At 47.3% G+C, this 18580-nt stretch carries 11 protein-coding genes; 6 read left to right on the plus strand and 5 right to left on the minus strand.

The window, feature by feature from the left end; genetic code table 11:
- Positions 1 to 44 precede the first annotated feature (44 nt).
- Positions 45 to 524, minus strand: a complete 480-nt coding sequence (locus C943_RS17320) for a DUF4442 domain-containing protein (protein WP_008630478.1) — start codon at positions 522 to 524, stop codon at positions 45 to 47.
- A gap of 99 nt (positions 525 to 623) precedes the next feature.
- Here C943_RS17320 and C943_RS17325 point away from each other — a divergent pair, with 99 nt between their 5' ends.
- The 3 genes from C943_RS17325 (at position 624) to C943_RS17335 (ending at position 2950) form a co-directional block, all read left to right on the plus strand.
- Complete coding sequence (locus C943_RS17325) at positions 624 to 1430, plus strand: M48 family metallopeptidase (RefSeq protein WP_008630479.1); 807 nt, start codon at positions 624 to 626, stop codon at positions 1428 to 1430.
- A 73-nt stretch (positions 1431 to 1503) separates the two neighbouring features.
- Entirely contained in the window at positions 1504 to 2127 is a 624-nt protein-coding gene (gene pncA, locus C943_RS17330; RefSeq protein ID WP_008630480.1) for a bifunctional nicotinamidase/pyrazinamidase, read from the plus strand.
- A 55-nt stretch (positions 2128 to 2182) separates the two neighbouring features.
- Positions 2183 to 2950, plus strand: a complete 768-nt coding sequence (locus C943_RS17335) for a DUF2490 domain-containing protein (RefSeq protein ID WP_008630481.1) — start codon at positions 2183 to 2185, stop codon at positions 2948 to 2950.
- Positions 2951 to 3083: 133 nt separating this feature from the next.
- On the opposite strand, the gene C943_RS17340 is transcribed toward C943_RS17335, so the two are convergent.
- The 3 genes from C943_RS17340 to C943_RS17350 all read right to left on the minus strand — a co-directional run bounded on the left by C943_RS17340 (position 3084) and on the right by C943_RS17350 (position 14899).
- Entirely contained in the window at positions 3084 to 4109 is a 1026-nt protein-coding gene (locus C943_RS17340) for a PorP/SprF family type IX secretion system membrane protein (RefSeq protein WP_040481190.1), read from the minus strand.
- 73 nt (positions 4110 to 4182) lie between these two features.
- Positions 4183 to 13869 carry a T9SS type B sorting domain-containing protein gene (locus C943_RS22110; protein WP_008630483.1) on the minus strand — a complete coding sequence of 3229 codons (9687 nt, stop codon included), beginning with the start codon at positions 13867 to 13869 and terminating at the stop codon, positions 4183 to 4185.
- Between the two features lie 577 nt (positions 13870 to 14446).
- Positions 14447 to 14899, minus strand: coding sequence for a hypothetical protein (locus C943_RS17350; protein WP_008630485.1), 453 nt, complete (start codon positions 14897 to 14899; stop codon positions 14447 to 14449).
- A 339-nt stretch (positions 14900 to 15238) separates the two neighbouring features.
- Here C943_RS17350 and C943_RS17360 point away from each other — a divergent pair, with 339 nt between their 5' ends.
- From C943_RS17360 to C943_RS17370, 3 genes are read left to right on the plus strand one after another with little or no spacing between them, the layout of a single operon-like run.
- Positions 15239 to 16018: an MlaE family ABC transporter permease gene (locus tag C943_RS17360; protein ID WP_008630487.1), complete on the plus strand. Its 780-nt coding sequence runs from the start codon at positions 15239 to 15241 to the stop codon at positions 16016 to 16018.
- Positions 16019 to 16022: 4 nt separating this feature from the next.
- Positions 16023 to 16763 (plus strand): ABC transporter ATP-binding protein, encoded by a 741-nt coding sequence (locus C943_RS17365; RefSeq protein ID WP_008630488.1) that lies wholly within the window; start codon positions 16023 to 16025, stop codon positions 16761 to 16763.
- Between the two features lie 20 nt (positions 16764 to 16783).
- Positions 16784 to 17743: an MlaD family protein gene (locus C943_RS17370; protein WP_157198592.1), complete on the plus strand. Its 960-nt coding sequence runs from the start codon at positions 16784 to 16786 to the stop codon at positions 17741 to 17743.
- Between the two features lie 90 nt (positions 17744 to 17833).
- On the opposite strand, the gene C943_RS17375 is transcribed toward C943_RS17370, so the two are convergent.
- Positions 17834 to 18481 (minus strand): ROK family protein, encoded by a 648-nt coding sequence (locus C943_RS17375; protein WP_040481147.1) that lies wholly within the window; start codon positions 18479 to 18481, stop codon positions 17834 to 17836.
- Positions 18482 to 18580: the final 99 nt, after the last annotated feature.

Below are 18580 nucleotides of genomic sequence, written 5' to 3' on the forward strand. Positions count from 1 at the left end.
CAGCCCCCGATGCACATGGATATTCCAAGTTGTACTGCAAAATATCAGGACTTCCGCTTGAATGACCAGGTGACGTAGAATTTTGCAACTGTTTCACCTTGAGGATTCTTTCCTTCTGATACCATAGTCAGGCTTCCTGTCTGTCCCGCAGCCAACCCATCGATCAGGGCGAATAGTTCTTTGCCTTGGTTGCAGGTGAAGCTGATTTTTTGGTTTGCCTTTTTGTGGTACTCCGCCCTGAAGTCGACCACAAGCATGCTGTACTGACCTTTTCCAGCCATGGAAAATTGGCAAAGAGCGCCGGTGCTTAATTCGGCTGCCCCGGCCAATGCCGCAAAATAGATGGATTTGAAGGGGTTTTGACTGCGCCAAAAATAGGGAATGGTTACCACACACTTTTCCTCGCTGATCTCCTTGACCTTAAGCCGCCAAAAAACTGCCGAAGGCAATTTGATAAACATGGCCCACCAAAATATAAAGGGATTGAGCATACGTGAGCGGTATTTTTTGGCAGCTTCGGTCATCGTTTTGTCTATTTATGAAACTTGAAGATAAAGAAAAACCCAAACTCATTTTTGAAATGGCATCTTTTTTGGACAATTTCGGGCTAAAAATAAGCGTATATGATTCGGAGAATTTTTGCAATCGTGCTATTGGGATTGGTCATCTATGCCTGTGCAAAGGTGCCCATGAGCGGAAGGTCACAATTGGCCTTGGTAAGCAATGAGGAGCTGTTGCCAATGGCCTATCAGCAATACAATCAAGTATTGAAGGAAAACAAAGTAATCACCAATACGCCCGATGGTCAAATGGTGGTACGCGTTGGTAAGAGAATTGCCGCGGCTGTGGACCAATACATGAAGGAAAACGGATATGAGAAGGAAATGCAGGGCTTTGCTTGGGAGTTCAACTTGATTCAAGATGCTATCGTGAATGCCTGGTGCATGCCAGGAGGGAAAGTGGCATTCTATACCGGGATTATCCCAATTTGCAAAGACGAGACCGGAATTGCGGTGGTGATGGGGCACGAAGTCGCGCACGCGATAGCGCACCATGGAAGGGAAAGAATGTCCAATGCCATGGTGATGAATGGACTTTTGGGAACTGCCCAAGCAGCGATGGGACAAAACCCAACCCTGACTCAGAGCATCTTCCTACAGGCTTTCGGAGCCGGTGGCGAACTTGGAATGTTGTCGTTTAGTAGAAAACACGAACTTGAGGCAGACCAACTCGGGCTAAATTTCATGGCGTTGGCTGGATATGATCCAAGAGAAGCGCCTGGATTTTGGGATAGGATGAACCAGGGTAGGGAAGGGGAGGCTCCACCGGAATTTCTCTCCACACACCCAGGTCCAAACAAACGTAAAGAGGAATTGATCAAACAAATGCCGATCGCTTTGGAGTATTACGAGAGGAGCAAGGCGAAATAAACCAAACACGAATCAGGATACTTTTCAAGGGGAGAAAACCCGGGAGAATGTCCTGATTTTTAATTTGAAGCCTATGAAAGCATTGATCATCGTTGATGTACAGAATGATTTTGTTCCAGGCGGAGCACTTGCCGTCAGGGATGGCGACAAAGTGGTACCGATTATCAATCGGCTTCAACGACATTTCGATTTCATCGTCGTTACACAGGATTGGCATCCCGCTGACCATGGTAGCTTTGCCGCCAACCACCCAGGAAAACAGCCGGGAGAGTTGATTGATTTGCATGGACTGCAGCAGGTGCTTTGGCCGGTACATTGTGTCCAAGGCTCGAATGGCGCCGAGTTTCATCCTGGTTTGGTTAGGGACACTTGGAAACGTGTCTTTAGGAAAGGAACCGATAGGGACGTGGATTCCTATTCCGGTTTTTTTGACAACGGAAGAAGAGGTAACACCGGCATGGGGGAATTTTTGAAAAAGGCAGGCGTGGATTCTGTTTTTGTCTGTGGGCTCGCGACGGATTATTGTGTCAAGTACACCGTTTTGGATGCAGTTTCGCTGGAATTTGACACTCATTTGGTGAAAGACGCCTGCCGCGCGGTAAATCTTGATCCTGCCGATGAAATGAAGGCGATCAAACAAATGCAAGCCGCTGGGGCCACAATTACAACTTCCGAAGAAATACTGAGCCGTTTGTGATTTAGATTACTATTGGTAGGGTGGGTAGGCTTACATTTGTGACAAAAATTCACCAGTGAAAAATCACGCTTTCAGGGTATTCTTTGCCCTCATCCTATTCGCGTTCTCGCATTCATCCTTTGCACAGAACAACCGCGCCAGCGAATCAAATGCAATCGGTTGGTACGGCCTTTTTATGACATACAAAGTCGATGACAAATGGAGTATCCACGGCGAAGTACAACTGCGTCGCACAGAATGGATTGCATCTCCGCAACAAAATCTCTACAGGACAGGAATCAATTATAAAATCCATCCTCAGGTGACGTTCAGAGCGGGTTATGCCTTTGCCGACACTTATAACTATGGTTCCGAGCCTATCCAGTCAAACGGGATACGCTTTCCAGAACATCGGGCATATCAAATGCTTCTTATCAATAATCCAATCGGGAGGGTCGCACTTTCGCATCGTCTGATGCTCGAGCAAAGATGGGTAGGTAGGAGTTTGGATCCCAATGCCACCGAATTTGACGAATGGGTATATAGCAACAGAATGCGCTACATGCTGCGCACCGATCTACCTCTCAAAGGCCCGACGTTGGACGATAAGGAGCCCTATTTGGCAGTTTATGACGAGATATTAATCGGATTTGGGAAAAATGTCAACCAAAACGTATTTGACCAAAACCGGTTTGCAGCAGTCGCAGGATTCAGGTTTTCAGGAAAATACAGACTGGAAGCAGGATATTTTAGCCAAATTCTCCAATTCGGAAGATTGGTCGGGGGAAAAAATTACTTCCAATATAACAGGGGCCTAATCGTCAGCAATTTTGTGAATTTTTGATTCTTTAAACCTTTAAATAAAAGGCCGGCATTGAAATTTCCAGCCTGTTAGCCTAATTCTGCATTGTTGGAAAATTCTTCGGAATCATTTTGCCCCAATTTATAAAATTTCGGCCCTTGCGACAGCAAAACAATTAGAATCTGAAACAAGGAATAATCGTACTCCTTCTGTTGCGCTGGTTTGGATCACCGAAAAGGAAGGAGTAGCGAATAGAAACCTCATGTGCGCCACCGGATTGGGAAAGGCCTAACTTGGATGTCGTAAAGTCGAAGCTGTATCCAATATCCAGTCCACTCTCAAGTGTCAATCCCAAAAGCCCGATCAATGCCTCTTGGTTGGGCAGGTTGTATTTCACCGGAAATCCGCGGTACCATACACCGACCACCAAAGGTTGAATAAAGAATTGCGTCCCGATATCCAGCTGATTGAATGGATTTTGATGTTTGTAATTGAACGCTAAAAACAGTGCACGTTCCTGCCGCGAGTTGCTGAAATAGTTGTTAATAAATCCCTCGCCCAAATCAATCTTGATACCGCCATGGCCGGAAAGTTTCATCGGGAGCTTGCTGATGTTCCCATCAATGAAGGAGGTGTTTGGTTGGGTAAGGTGGTGACCGGCCACGCCGAGCCACAAGATTTCGTTGTGGAAAAGCATCCCGAAATTGTAGTCCATGAAGGAGTGCCTGTAATCATCCGTCAAGAGTTCGCCGCTGATTGGATTGATTACGCCCCGATTGATGTCAAGCTGCGAACCAAAAACCAGATCCCCAAAATAGGCGTCACGGGTGATGAAACTTGCCTGCCCGCCAAACCTCAAAAACGATTCAAATCCCAACTGTAGTCTGTAGGAATATGTAAGTCCGACTTCATTGGTACTCAGCTTTGCTTTGCTTTCCCTGTTTCCATTGAAAATCAAACCTATGCCGCTATTGATGTCAAACATATAGTGGTCCATGTAGGCGGAGTAAGAATTGAAAGAATGGTCCAAACCCGGCCACTGATTCCTGTAATTCGCCCCAATACGCGTCAATTCGGTATTGCCCGTGAATGCGGGATTAAGAAACAGGGGCGCAGCATAGAACTGCGAAAATTGGACATCTTGGGCCTTAGCTAAGAAGCCAAGCCAGATGCCGAGGATTGTAAGTAAAATTCGCTTCATCATAACCAAAAACTGTTTGGTAGAACCAATCATTTGAACTTATCATATAGAAAGCCTTGGCATTGCATGGTGACTACAATACCAAGGTGAATACTCCTGTTTGACTGCCTTTTTCGCCATCCATGGCTTTGAAGACCAGCTTGTATACATAGTTTCCGTTAGGGCTCAACTTGCCGTTGAGTGTACCATCCCAGCCTATTTCTTTGCTGGTCGTGGTGTAGATGAGTTCGCCCCACTTGTTGAAGATCAACATCTCAAATTCATCGATACCTCTCATCTTCGGCATGAAGTAGTCGTTTAGCCCGTCGCCATTTGGTGTAAAGGCATCCGGAACGAGGATTCTGTAGGAGGCCAATACCTCGACCACAAGACTCGATTCGGAAGAGCAGCCTAAGGCGTCGAAGGTCTTGAGGGTGATGATGTAGACCCCGGGTTTCTTGTAGGTATGGACAGGGTTTTGATCGGTGCTGGTATTGCCGTCACCGAAATCCCATTCCCACGACACGACATTTCCAAGGGTCTTGTCCACGAACTGTACAGGATCGTTGACGAGAATTTCGCCGAATGTGCCCAAGGAGATGATTGTGTAGGTGAATTCAGCTTCGGTAAATGCCAGCGGCTTATCCACGACTCTGGATACTTCGACTAGACATCCATTTCTGTCGGTGACCACAGCGCGTATTTCACCAGCGTCGTAGAAGTTGGTTTCCAACACATTGGCAGATCCTGTGTTCCATTCGATTTTGTAGTCAGGGGTTCCGCCTTTGATTTGGAGCCAAGCAACGCCAGTCAACAACTTGTTCTCACAATCCACATCCCAACGCGTGAACAGCCTCACTTCCAAGACAGGTGGTTCTTTGATTTCAAAAGTTTTTGTGACTACGCACCCATTGAAATCTTCGACTTTCACTGTATATGTTCCTGCGGCAAGATTGGACCTATTGTAGCTTTCAAGGCCAGGAACGTCGGACCAGGTTATTTTATATGGTTGGATACCGCCCACCACGTTGATATTGATGTAGCCGTTTTGATCACCATGGCAATCCAAAATGTCGCTGTAGTCATCTATGATCTGCAAGGGCTCAGGTTCGTTGATGGCAAAACTACCACCAGTGGTACAACCGTTCCTATCTGTGATGATCACGCTGTAAGTGCCTGGGGCCAAGTTTCTAACCACACGGCTGTTGGCGCCATTTGACCATTTGTAGGAATAAGGTGCAGCCCCACCGGTCACTGTAAGTGTGATTGATCCATTGTTTTGACCAAAGCACCTTACATCCACCACGGTCTCGCGGAAGTTGAGTAATTCTGGCTCACGGATGTTGTAAGTACCTGTGACGATACAGCCTACTTCATCTTCGACCGTCACAGTGTAAATACCAGCCGATAGGTTTGTCGCTGTCAATTGGTCCTTAAGTCCATGACTCCATGAGACTTTGTAAGGAGCCCTTCCGCCGGTGATCTCTACTTGGATCATGCCGTCTTGTCCGCCGAAGCAGGAGACGGACTTGATTGCAACCAATCCAACCCTCAAGTTCAATGGCGGAGCGATTTCAGCAGTACCCATGACGGTACAGCCATTTGCGTCGGTAACTACCAACTCATAAGTACCAGGTAGCAAGTCAGTGATCGTGGAGGTAGTATCTCCATTCGACCAAAGGTATTTGTAAGGCCCCACGCCACCTGTGACATCGGCGATGATTTGTCCACGCTCACCTGCAGTACAAACAGCCATTTTCCCGCTGAATTGCAGATTCATCGGAGGCGAAGGAACAGGGACATTGTAGGTGCCTTGGACTACGCAACCCTTGGCGTCTGTTACGACGACCGAGTAAACACCTGGTAGCAATCCAAACAAGTCTTTGGTGGTGGCGCCATTGGACCAAGCATAAGTATATGGAGCGGTGCCGCCTTTTACTTCAAGTACCAGTTCCATCACGCCGTCAAACTTACACAACTCACTTGAGGTGAATCCCTTGACAGACAGTTCTTCAGCAGGTTCTTTTACCTCGTATTGGATGCTGACAAAACAAGAGTTCTCATCGATGACAAATACCGTGTAAAGCCCAGCCCTCAATCCCGTGATTTCTGGGGTATTTCGGCCGTTGCTCCACTGGATATTGTATTTGCCCGTTCCTCCGGTAATGTTCAATTTAATTCGGCCATCAGATCCAAACTTGCAGGAAACATCCACCAAGTCCACAAGGTCGACGATCAAGGGCTTAGGTTCGGCGATCTCGTAGGTTTGGGTTACGGAACATCCTTTGGCATCGACAACGGTTACGGTGAATGAACCGCCGGATTTACCAGAAATTCCTCTCGTGGTTTCGCCGGATGACCAGCTATAGGTGTAAGGACCCGTACCGCCCGTTACGATCAACTCGATGCCGCCATTTCCTTCTCCGGCACATCTCACGTCACTGACAATTCCAGTTACAGTGAGCGGTTCTGCAGGTTGCGTGACGATGTATTCCCGAATCAATTCACAACCCTTTGAATCTTTGATAACTACCTGGTAGGTTCCAGCCGGAGCATTTTGAAGATTTTGTTGAGTACTGACGACCGCGCCTGTGGCTTTGTCAGTCCATACAAATGAGAATCCTCCATTTCCTCCTGTAATTTCCAGATTCATCGCACCATCACTTCCCCCAAAGCAACTCACCGGAATAGCAGTAGCGGTAACAAAAATCGGATCAGGCTGTCTGATGACGACATTGCTTCTGATGATACAGCCATTGGCGTCAGTGACGACCACCTCATAGTTTCCAGGAGCTAAGCCGGTTCTGGATTCACTTACATTTCCGTCAGACCACCTTACGCTGTATGGGGCCGTACCGCCGGAGATTGTAATGGAAGCCTCGCCGTTGTTTGCCGCGTAGCAAGTAATGTCAGCAGAATTTACAGAAAGATTCAGCGCAGGCGGCTGCGTGATTTCCACTTCCTGGATAGGAGAGGAGCAGCCATTCGCATCCATGACAAAAACAAAATATTTCTTTGGTCTCAAGCCTGTCGCTGTCAAGCTACCATATTGAATTCCATCAATAACCAATGTGTAGCCTGGCTTTCCGCCGGACGCCACCACACTGATGGTTCCGTTTTGGGAGCCAAAACAATTGACATTCGTGCTACTTAGAACAAAGTCAACAGGAGTGGTATCCTTGACCTCATAGGTTTCGGAGGCAACACAATTGTTTTCGTCCGTTACTGTCAGCGTGTAGAATCCAGCGGGTACATCGGTTAAGTCTTCAGCATTCCCGACAACTTGACCCGTGGCGTTTCGCCACTCATATCTGTATCCACCGGATCCACCAAGGACATTCACCTTGATTTGTCCATCCGATCCGCCAAAACAAGAGATATCGATGATATCTTCGAGAAGGATTTCGACAGGATCAGGATTATCGATCGAGATAGCAGTGGTCCATTCACAGCCTTTTGAATCCACGACCCTGATGGTATAGGATCCAGGCGCCACGTCAGGGAAGGTCAAATCACCGCTTACCGGTACAGGGAATTCAGTTCCATTCAAGAAAGCCCTGTATCCTCCGTTACCGCCAGTGATTTTTAGTCCGATATCTGAAACGTCCCCAAAACAAGGTACCTCATCGAGATAGGTCACAGTCGCTGACAAAGGAGCTGCAGGCTGCGCTATGACAATTTGAATGACATCGGATCGGCAGGTTCCGTTCATAGCGAAGGCGTTGTAAACACCTGCTGTGAGCCCAGTGACCGTGTTGCCGGCAATTTCCTGGCCATTGAAGAAAATTCTGTAGGTAGAAAATGCCCCACCGGATGGAGAGAAAGCGATTGTTCCATCGTTTCCTCCGAAACAAGAAACATCTGTAGGTACTGCTGCGAGGATTACCTGTGGCGGTTGAGCCAACTCAACGGTTTCAATAATATCCGCACAACCCCCGTCGGATATCTTATAGCGGTAGAATCCTGCGACCAGTCCGCTGATTGAGGTCTTATCGGCATGGGCCGGAATCACTGAGAAAGTGGAGTTATCTGGGGAATAGGCCCACTCAATCGCATAGGGTTTGGTCCCGCCGGTGATCTGGAGTGAAATACCTCCAGTACCACCGAAGCAAACGATGGACTGGAGGCTTGCGGTAGCCTGCAATGGCAGTGGTTGGCCAAGGGTTCTCGGAGGAATATTCACCGAGCAGCCATTGGCGTCAACAGCACTGAATGTATAAGTTACATTTGCCTGCAGGTTACCAAACACTAGGGCTTGATCATCTAGGGCACTATAGGTATTTCCTTGGAAGGTGATGGTGTAAGGCGCTGTGCCTCCAGTAAGAGTAAGCGTTATGCTGCCATCGGCAGACTCAAAGCAGCTCAGGTCCTCTGTCACGATAGATTTCAGGCTCAAAGGAGAGGCTGGCTGGGTCACATTGATAATCACGTCGTCTGATTTACAGCCGCGGACATTGTCTACCGCATAGACGATGTATGATCCTGCCCTGGCAGGGAACTGATTGCCAAAAATCTGGCTGCCGTTGACGAAGTAGGTGAAGTTGGTAGAGCTTCCGGAAGATGCTGTCAAGGTCACTTGGGCAGATTCGCCGAAGCAGAGTATCGGACTGGCTACATAGGTGAGCGTTACAGGTATTCCATCAGCGATTGTGACGGTGTCTGTGACGACGGAGCAATTATTTGCCTCAATTACCGTGTATCGATATTGACCAGCAGTTGCCCCTTCGATGCGTCTGTTTGTTTCGGTAAGGGTTTCCCAGGTGCTTGTACCCGTGTTGAATTTTTCCCAAAGAATAGTGTACGGTTCTGTTCCACCTGAAATAGTGAGATCGATAAAGGTAGCACCTCCCACACAGGCAATCACACCTGCTGTGGCAGAAACCGCCAATGTTCCTGGTTCTGAAATCGTGACTGTTTCAGTCGCCAAGCAGACACCGTCTTTGTCCCGAACTTCAAGTGTGTAAGAACCCGCTACCAAAGAGGAGAAAGAGTATTCTGTGTCTTCCACCATGGCGGAAAGTGACTGTGTTGGACCTGAAAGCGGAGTCAATAATGCAGTGTAGGTTGGTCGGCCACCAAGTACTTTGAACTTGATCGCACCGACATTTCCGCCGAAGCAGTTCACATTTTCAGCCACCAAATCAGAAATCTCCAAAGGTCTGGATGGTTGGGAAACAACGACCAAAACCGGATCGGATTCGCAACCAAGGTTGTCCACCAATTTGATTAGGTAATTTCCTGGAGCAATGTTGATGAACGAAGTTTGCGTGGCTTGGGACACCCCGTTCACAAATACAGTGTATGTTCTGCCGCCTTGTACCGTTGGATTGACAACTTGGAATAGGCCGTCATTTGCACCGAAACAGCTTACATCTTGGGATGTGACCGTGAAAGTTGGTTTGATTGGATTGATGATGGTAAACGTGCCGATCCTGTCTGGACAGCCGGCATCGTCGACCAACCATTCGTAGTCACCTGCTGGGAGGTTCTCGAATAGGAAGCTTCCGGCATCTTCATTGACAAATTCCTTCGAATAGCCATTGATCGAAGTGACACGAATGGTCTTACCGAGCGATCCTCCGGCGAGGTTCAGGGTAAATCTTCCCAAGTCTCCCTCACAGACTGGCTGCACAATGGAGGTATTGATTACAATTTCATCAGGTTGGTTGATGATATAGTCTGGAGAATTGATTTTGCAACCTCCCGCGTAGGTAATTTCCATGAAATAGGTACCGGCGATTAGGTTATCCAGATCTGCCTCAGCTATTGGGATAAGCCCGCCTACGATTGGCCTTCTATACCACTGAACCACGATTCCTGTGGTATTACCAGATACTGCAAACCTGATCGCTCCGTCAGACCCGCCAAAGCAGGTCACATGTTTTTCTACTTCAGCATCGAAAACAGGAGGATTTGGTTCGTCGATTGTGATGGTGGAGAAATCCTCGCAACCTGCAGCATCCGTTACTTTGACGTCATAAGTACCCGCAGTCAATCCGGAAAGGATTGAGTTGGTAATCACTTGCCAAACGCCACCCACAAATATCGAGTAGGTGTAGGAAGGAACGCCGCCAATTGCATTGATGAAGAGTATACCAGATTCACCAGGACAGCTTGCGTCCTGTGGATTGGTAAACAAAGTCAAGGGCTGGCTTGGTCCTGGAACGCTGTAGGTTTTGGTTACGGTACATGCGCCAGAAAGGCTGTACTCTACTCTGTAGAAGCCCGGAGCCAGATTTGTGATCGTGTTGGTGTTTTCTGCCACAATCGAATTGTCTGCCAATTTGATCCACCTGCTCGTACTCAAGCCCGGGATCCATCCCACAAAATCTACTTCGATGCTGCCATCAGTGTAAGCACAGCTTGGACCAGATATATTCACTAAGTTGATATCAAGAGGATCCGGCTGGATGATCTCGATGTTTTCCAATCTGGTGCTACATCCATTGGCGTCTGTGACCGTTACGCTGTAAATTCCTGCGCTGAGGTTTGAAGGATTCTGGTTGATAAATCCATGATCCCAACTGAAGAAATACAAGCCTGTACCGCCTGCCACGTTGATTGTGATTCGACCATCATTGCGGCCATGACAAGTGACATCATCTTTTGACACAAGCGTTACTACCAAAGGTGCGGGTGCGGCGAGGTCTATGATCCGTTCGTTGGTACAGCCGTTGGCGTCTGTTACAAGTATTTTGTAGGTTCCAGCCCCAATATTGGATAGGGTAGGGCTCGTGCCCGGGATCGGGTCAAAAACGCCGGGACTTGTCTCCTTTTGCCATTGGATCGAATAGGTCGGCACGCCGCCACCGATTTGGACCTCGATTCTTCCATCTGTGGAATCAAAACACTTAGGTTCAATTTTGGTAAGGAGGTTGATGGCAATCGCACTTGGTGGCTGTGAAACCAGGATGTCCTTTAACTCTTTGATACATCCGTTGGCGTCGGTCACGGTCACGTTGTAAAGACCTGCGGCCAGACCATTGATGTTTTTCTGTGTAGAAGTGAATCCGCTAGGACCCGTCCAAGCATAGGTGTATGTCCCGGTACCTCCAGATACAGCGATATTGATGGCGCCTGTGCTTTCGCCAAAGCAGAGTACATTTACAGGCGGGCCATCCAAACCAAGCAACAATTCGGGGGTTGGAGGGATCGTGAATGTTTCTTGGACAAAACAAGAGTTGTTGCCGAGATCATAAACCTTCACGGTATATTGTCCTGGCCCAACGTTGATAAGGTTTTGATTGGTTGAAATAACCGTAGAGAAATTGCCTGCGACGAACCATTCCACACCCAAACTGCCGGTACCGCCACCGATACTGATGCTGATGCCACCGTTTCCTTGACCAAAACAGGTCTCTTGTTGGATGACAGGGTTGCTGATTGAAATCGCAGGGAGCGAGGTGATGTCAAAGTTGATGTTGGGAACCACGCAGCCATTTGCGTCACGGATCTCAATAAAGTTGTTGGTGGAAGCGCCAAGACCGCTAATCGTTACATCACCAATTGAAGTCGTAGTGACGGTTCCGCCGTTAAGTGCATAGGAATAAGGCGCAGTTCCACCTGAGATAGTGAAACTTACCGAACCTGAAAATTCCCCGGCACAGACCACATTGACGATTGTTGGAGGTCCTACGGCCAAGGGGGCTGGCTCGGTTACGGGATAATCTTTTGAGACGGTACAGCCATTGGCATCCCTTACAACTAGCCTGTAAACCCCTCCCGACAGGTTGGTCAAATCCAACTGTGTCTTTCCAGCCAAATCCGTGAAAACGCCAGAAATTTCCTTTTGCCATTGGTAGCTGAGGGGAGCGGTACCACCACTTGCGGTTAGCCCAGTGATTGATCCGTTGTTGTCTCCTGCACAAAGGATGTTAGTAATCCGGAGGTTATTCTCGTTGATGACCAATTGTGGCGGATTGGTTACATCTACAAAATCCGTGATCGCGCAATTTGTCCCGTAGGAAATAACCACTTCATATTGTCCGGCTGGAAGGTTGTTGAAGGTGACATCATTTCCAGTTTGGGTGACTGTATTTACCGTTACGTTGAATGCGGTACTCGGATCATTTATCCTCACCCTGACACTACCGTCTGCCGCCCCAAAGCAGGTTGGGTCTGTGATCGTATAGTCAACCGTAGGAGCATCAGGTACCGGGATATTGACGGTATAGTTTACTTCACAACCCCTAGAGTCCCTTACCCTAACCGTGTTGGTGCCTGAAGGAAGATTGAATGCCGTCGCTGTAGTTTCTCCATTGCTCCATAGATAGGTGAATCCTCCCCATCCTCCTGCTACGTTGAAGATCCGGGCGGATCCATCGTTTGAACCTGCGCAAGTGAGGCCTTTAAGGACTTCTGTTTGGCCGGTGATTGGCCCTGGAGGGCCATCGATGGTTACATTTAGTACAATTTTACAGCCCTGAGCGTCAGATACTTCTACGGTGTAATTTCCAGGGGCAAGGTTGGAAGCAGTCCTTGTAGTTTGACCGTCGCTCCATTTGAACTTATATCCGCCCCATCCTCCCGAGCGGTTTACCCTGGCGGTTCCGGTATTGGTGCCGAAGCATATTTCGGAGGTCGTGGTGACGGATGCGGTGAGCGGTGCGGGTGGTGCAGGCACGTTGACTGTATAAGTCAAGGTACATTCAGGGTAGTCCCCACCTCCATGCCTTACTACAATGGTATGCGTACCAGCACCAAATCCTGTAAATGTTCTCTCTCCATTGGTAGCACCGATCGAAATGCTTTGGTTGCTATAAGCAGTGGTACCATTGGGTCGGATGATGTCAACACGAACTTCATTTGGCGGAAATGGGAACGCCATAAACAGGCGGTTCACCTGGAGCCTGATCGTCCCGTTGGTTTCCCCAAAACAAACCACCCCCGTGGCAGAAGGGACGATGTTGAGCAATTGCTCGTTTCCAATATTGAAAACCAGCTCTTCAGGACAATCGGGTAGTCTGTAACGATCCGAAATCTCCAACACATAATCACCGGCGGCAAGTTGGTCATACCTGATTTGTCCCCCTGGAGCTACGATCCAATCCGTCACATAGGTTCCATTGGACCTTCTGATTCTAAACCTTACCTCGCCTTCGAAATCACTGGCGTCAAAACTCACGCCTCCATTTGCTACGCAGGTTTCTGGAAAAGTGCCTGCACCGGAGGCTGGATTTAAGACAAGAGGCTCGACTTCTTCGATCTCGATCTCTGTAAGCTCTTTACAACCTGTCGCGTCGATCACTTCAACGAGGTATTTTCCCGCGGGAACGCCACTCAGGTCTATATTGCGTCCACTGATGATATTGGTGCGGACAAGTGTGTTTGATTCATCATAAAAATTGATCGTAAATGGAGGTATACCATTTTCGATCGTTCCGTATACTATCCCAAATGTTTCTCCAGCACATTGTTGGGCTTCATCATAAAGTATATTGAGGATAAAATTGGTGCTGCCCTTGAAGTTGATGACCTCTGTGTAGGTATTGCCACCTGCATCGGTGACGAATAGTGTATAATCTCCTGCTTGGGCCTGTTCGATGGTACTGAATTCACTTTCGCTCAGATTTGCATCCGTTTGGATCACGTTGCCACCATAACTCCACACATAGGTGTATGGGGCCACACCGTTTCTCACCCGAATTGAGGCTTTCTTTTCACATTCGGAAAAAATAAAGACATCTCGGATAATCGGGGCTGCTACCGCTTCGTTTACAAGGGAAAGCATCCCAAGAAAGAGGAAAGCCCAAGCGAATGATACAGCGTAAAATTTTTTCATAATGATCCAATTTTTAACAAGACCCTTTGGATGAGGTCAAGTCATGCCACGAACCCGTTCATAACATTTAGCCCAATTGGAAGGAAATTCTGCAGGGTGATTAAACAACAGCTGGCGATTTGGGTGATTAATCCAGCTATTTTGTTTCGGGTATTTTGCAGAATACTCCTTGTAAAAGGTATTTCGCTCTTTAATATAAAATTCTATGCATTTTATATATAGATAAAAGAAATACTTTGAATTGGGTGATTCAGAGTAATAAATGGAATAATATTCTTAATTCAAAGAATCAAAGCAAAAAATTAAAAGTCTCATTCACAACATTTGTTTGGCCTCGCAATGCTTTGTTTTTTTCCGGATTTGGCAGGATTTCAAAAAAAGGCGACTTAGATATTATACGCAGGACAATGCTAAAGGACAAGTTATTTGTATAAACGGTTTGACTTTGGACAAAACAAAATCCCGACTTGTCGATACAGGTCGGGATAAAATATTGAGGAAAAATATCGCTGCTGTTTTCGGTTCAAAAGTTAGGGAAAAACGGAAATCAAAACCCTTCTTGAACTTGAGTGAAGTTTCACACGAGCTCCTTGATTTCGATTCCTTTTCCCCTGAAATCAGCCTTTTCGCCTTTCCTTAGGTTCCAAAGTGCAGCCACCAAGGGAGAGTCCTTGGAAACGAGCTGATAATCCACTCCGTCCATGACTACTTTGCCCATGGGGATGGAAACCCAAATTCTACCCATCGGAACTTCGAAAAGTGTTCCTTCCTGAATGGAGTCTAGCTGCTTGATAGGAACCGCATTTAATTGGGCCAACATTGCCTTGCTGGAGGACAGTCTTTTTTCCAAAATATCCCTCGTTTGGTGGAGCATTTCTTGGTGGGTTTCAAACTTGTCGCCCGCAGAGCTTTTCTCCTCCACTTCGGATGATTCCTGCAATTCCGCCAATTGGCGCTGGATGTCTTTGATTTGTTCCTTTAAAATCTCCTGGGCTTTTGCCAGTAAAGAAGGTTTGGTCGTCGTATTCATGCCGCAAATTAAGTTGAAAATTGGGAGAAATGGAATTCTTTTAAGCATATGACCTTACGAGGTAGATTGGGAGAGACTGCGGTTGGAGAGCGGCCGTGGGCGAAATTGTAATCATGGTAAATTGCATGTCCTCTCCAGGCTTGATGGTTGGCGTCGGAAGTACCATCGATAGGTTTCCTGAAAAAATTGGAAATCCCATTTGAACCTCCTTTCGGCAATTTTCAAAGGTCATTTGCTTTTCTCGACTAATTTACCGAAACTGACTTTAATCATGATTTTGGCTGATTAACATTGGTAACTTAAGCTAACCAATTAATCAAATTTGGTAAAGGCAGAAAAATGAACCCGCTTAGTACATATATCAAAGAGAGTCCGTTCCTTAAAGAAATAGGAGAGATCGCGCTATTTACCAAGCGTTTTTTCAAGGAAATAGCGAAACCCAAACAAGAATATGCCGAATTTCTCAACCAATGTTTTTGGATCGGCTACAAGTCGCTCATACTTGTTGGGGTGACTGGTTTTATCATGGGACTTGTGCTCACGATTCAATCGCGGCCGACACTTGTCGAATTTGGTGCCGAATCCATGCTGCCCTCCATGGTGTCAGTTTCCCTTATCCGGGAAATTGCCCCTGTGATCACTGCTCTGATATGTGCCGGGAAAATCGGTTCTGGAATCGGGGCCGAACTCGGGTCCATGCGTGTCACGGAGCAAATCGACGCGATGGAAGTCTCCGGAACGAATCCTTTCAAATACCTGGTTGTGACGCGGGTGATGGCTGCCACGTTGATGCTTCCCGTGTTGAGTAGCCTTGCAAACGCGATTTCACTATATGGTGGATACCTTGGTGCAAACATTCGGGGAAATGTGAGTTGGAATTTATATTGGTTTCAGGTTTTCAATGTCCTGAATTACGGGGATGTTCTACCCTCCCTGATCAAGACTTTCTTCTTCGGTTTCGCGATCGGCATTATAGGATGTTACAAAGGCTATTATTCCCAAAAAGGCACCGAGGGTGTGGGACGGTCCGCGACTACAGCGGTAATCGTCGCCTCGTTGCTGGTATTTATCATCGACCTGATTGCAGTACAGATCACAGATTTACTTGGACTTACCTAGACTGATGATGGAAAATGAACCAATCATAGAAGTCCGCCAAGTCAACAAGTCATTTGGCAAAAACCACGTTTTGCGGGATTTTTCCATGGATGTCAACCAAGGCGAAAACCTTGTAATCTTGGGAAAATCAGGCTCTGGGAAATCCGTTTTGATCAAATGCATCATCAGGCTAATCGATGCAGACTCTGGCTCGATCAAAGTATTGGGTAATGAAATAAATGGCTTGGATCAAGAACCCTTGGACGATCTCCGATCCAAAATCGGTTTTCTGTTTCAGAGCAACGCATTGTATGATTCCATGACCGTTCGACAAAACCTTGAGTTTCCTCTACGGATACATTGGACCAAAGAGGAAAGATTAAAAAATGGGTATAGCGCCGTGATGGAAGCCTTGACGGATGTGGGACTTGCGCATACCATCGATATGATGCCGAGCGAGCTGTCGGGTGGTATGAGAAAACGGATAGCCTTGGCGAGGGCCCTGATATTAAGGCCTAAAGTAATTCTCTACGATGAACCCACGACCGGACTCGATCCAGTTACGGGACGAGAGATCAGTGAACTTATGGTTTCCGTGCAGAAGAAGTACAATGCGACTTCTGTGATTATCTCCCATGATATGAATTGCATCCGCATTACATCCAACCGGGTTATCATGCTGATTGAAGGGCGAAATTATGCCGATGATACCTTTGAAAACCTGAAAAAATCAAATGATCCGAAGATAAAAGAGTTTTTCACCTAGTGACTATGGAAAGCAAAATGATGAATACCGCAAAATTGGGCGCGATGGTGTTGGCCGGATTGATATTCCTGGTAATGATGCTCTACATCATTGGCAAGAATCAGAACATATTTGGCTCATCCATCACCGTTGTGGCTGTCGTCGAACACGTCAGCGGCCTGGTTCCTGGCAATGACGTCCGATTCCAAGGCATCAATGTCGGCACCGTCAAGTCGGTAGAAATGGTCAACGACTCTACCATTCACGTGACAATCTATGTGCTCAATAAAATGCGGCCTTTCATCCGAAAGAACGCCATGACAACCATCAACACCGATGGCTTGATGGGGAACAAAATTATCCAAATCGTACCACAGGCGGGAGACGCACCCCCAATCGAGGAGGGCGATATTCTCTACGCCCAGCCTGGAGTCGATCCCGATCGCATATTCAAGGCCTTGGATGTGACTTCCGGTCAAATTGCCAAGACATCTGAAAACCTATTTGAAATCACTGAGCGGATCAAGCTTAGCGAAGGTGTTTGGAAGTTGTTGGGGGATACGACCATTAGCGAGGAGTTGAAGTCAACCTTGGGCGCATTCAGAGCTGCGGGAAGTCAAGCAACGACTCTTGGGAAGACCGCCAACGAGATGTTGCATACCTGGGAAAACGGAGGCGGACTTGTCAACAGATTATTTACGGACTCAGTCATGAGCAATAGTTTTTTCAAAACCATCCAAGACGCCGAAAAGGCCACTGCTGAAGCAAATCGTACCATTTTGGAAATCAAAGCGATGGTCGCTGAAGTGGAAGCAGGGCAGGGCACTGCGGGCTTGATTCTGAAGGATTCTGCCACCCGTGAATCCATCCATCAGAGTATCATGATGATCGAAAAAGGCGTGGAGGAGTTCAATATCAACATGGAAGCAATGCGGCACAATTTCCTTTTTAGAAGGTATTTCAAAAAGTTGGAAAAAGAGCAGAAAAAGTCCCAACCATAACCAGACAAAGTGCTGAAGTCAAAAACACAGGCCATCCGATTTTCAGCAAAGGACTACCGAAAGAACAGATTTAGTCTGGATAATCTGCCTTTACTCCCACAATTTAAACCCTCCATCAAACGCAAGATGGTTGTTTCCAAGACGACAGCCTTGAGGAATGGTTGTCAGCAATTTGGAGTTACCGCCGCCCAATACAATATCGTCGGGTAAAAATGCATCAGCAAACCGCTCCACCACTGAGTGAACGTGCTTTTCCCACTTTTCTGGCCCGAGTTTGTTCAGTCCCCTAAGCCCGAGATAATCCTCGAAGGTTCCTTTCTTGTAACTGAGGTGGGCCAATTCCATGGGCAGGATTGTACCTTCTGCGATGATCGCGGTGCCAAGTCCGGTTCCGAGTCCCAAAAAAAGCAAAACCCCTGAGCCCTCATAAGATCCCAGGGCCTGCATGGCAGCGTCATTTAGGATTTTTACCGGTTTTCCAAAGGCTTTGCTAAAGTCAAATCCAACCCAGCCATCGCCAAGGTTTTTAGGTTCTGTCTGGATAAGTCCGTGCTTGATGACTCCTGGAAAGCCCATTGAAATGACGTCATAATGCCAGTCTTTGGTCATTTCAATGATCCCGTCCACCATCATCTGTGGTGTCATGGTAGGGCCGGAGGGAAGTTTCCTGCGTTCCTCAGGACCCTCAATTTTAGCCTTTACGTTAGTGCCTCCGATATCGATTACTAGCTTGTCCAATTCCTTGCATGTTGTTGGGATGGCAATTTAATTAAACTCGGTTTGCCTGCCAACCCAAAAATTCGCTGAATTTGGAAATTGACCGCATAAATTTGGAAG

It is taken from the genome of Mariniradius saccharolyticus AK6, from assembly GCF_000330725.2.
GTDB classification, from domain to species: Bacteria; Bacteroidota; Bacteroidia; order Cytophagales; family Cyclobacteriaceae; genus Mariniradius; species Mariniradius saccharolyticus.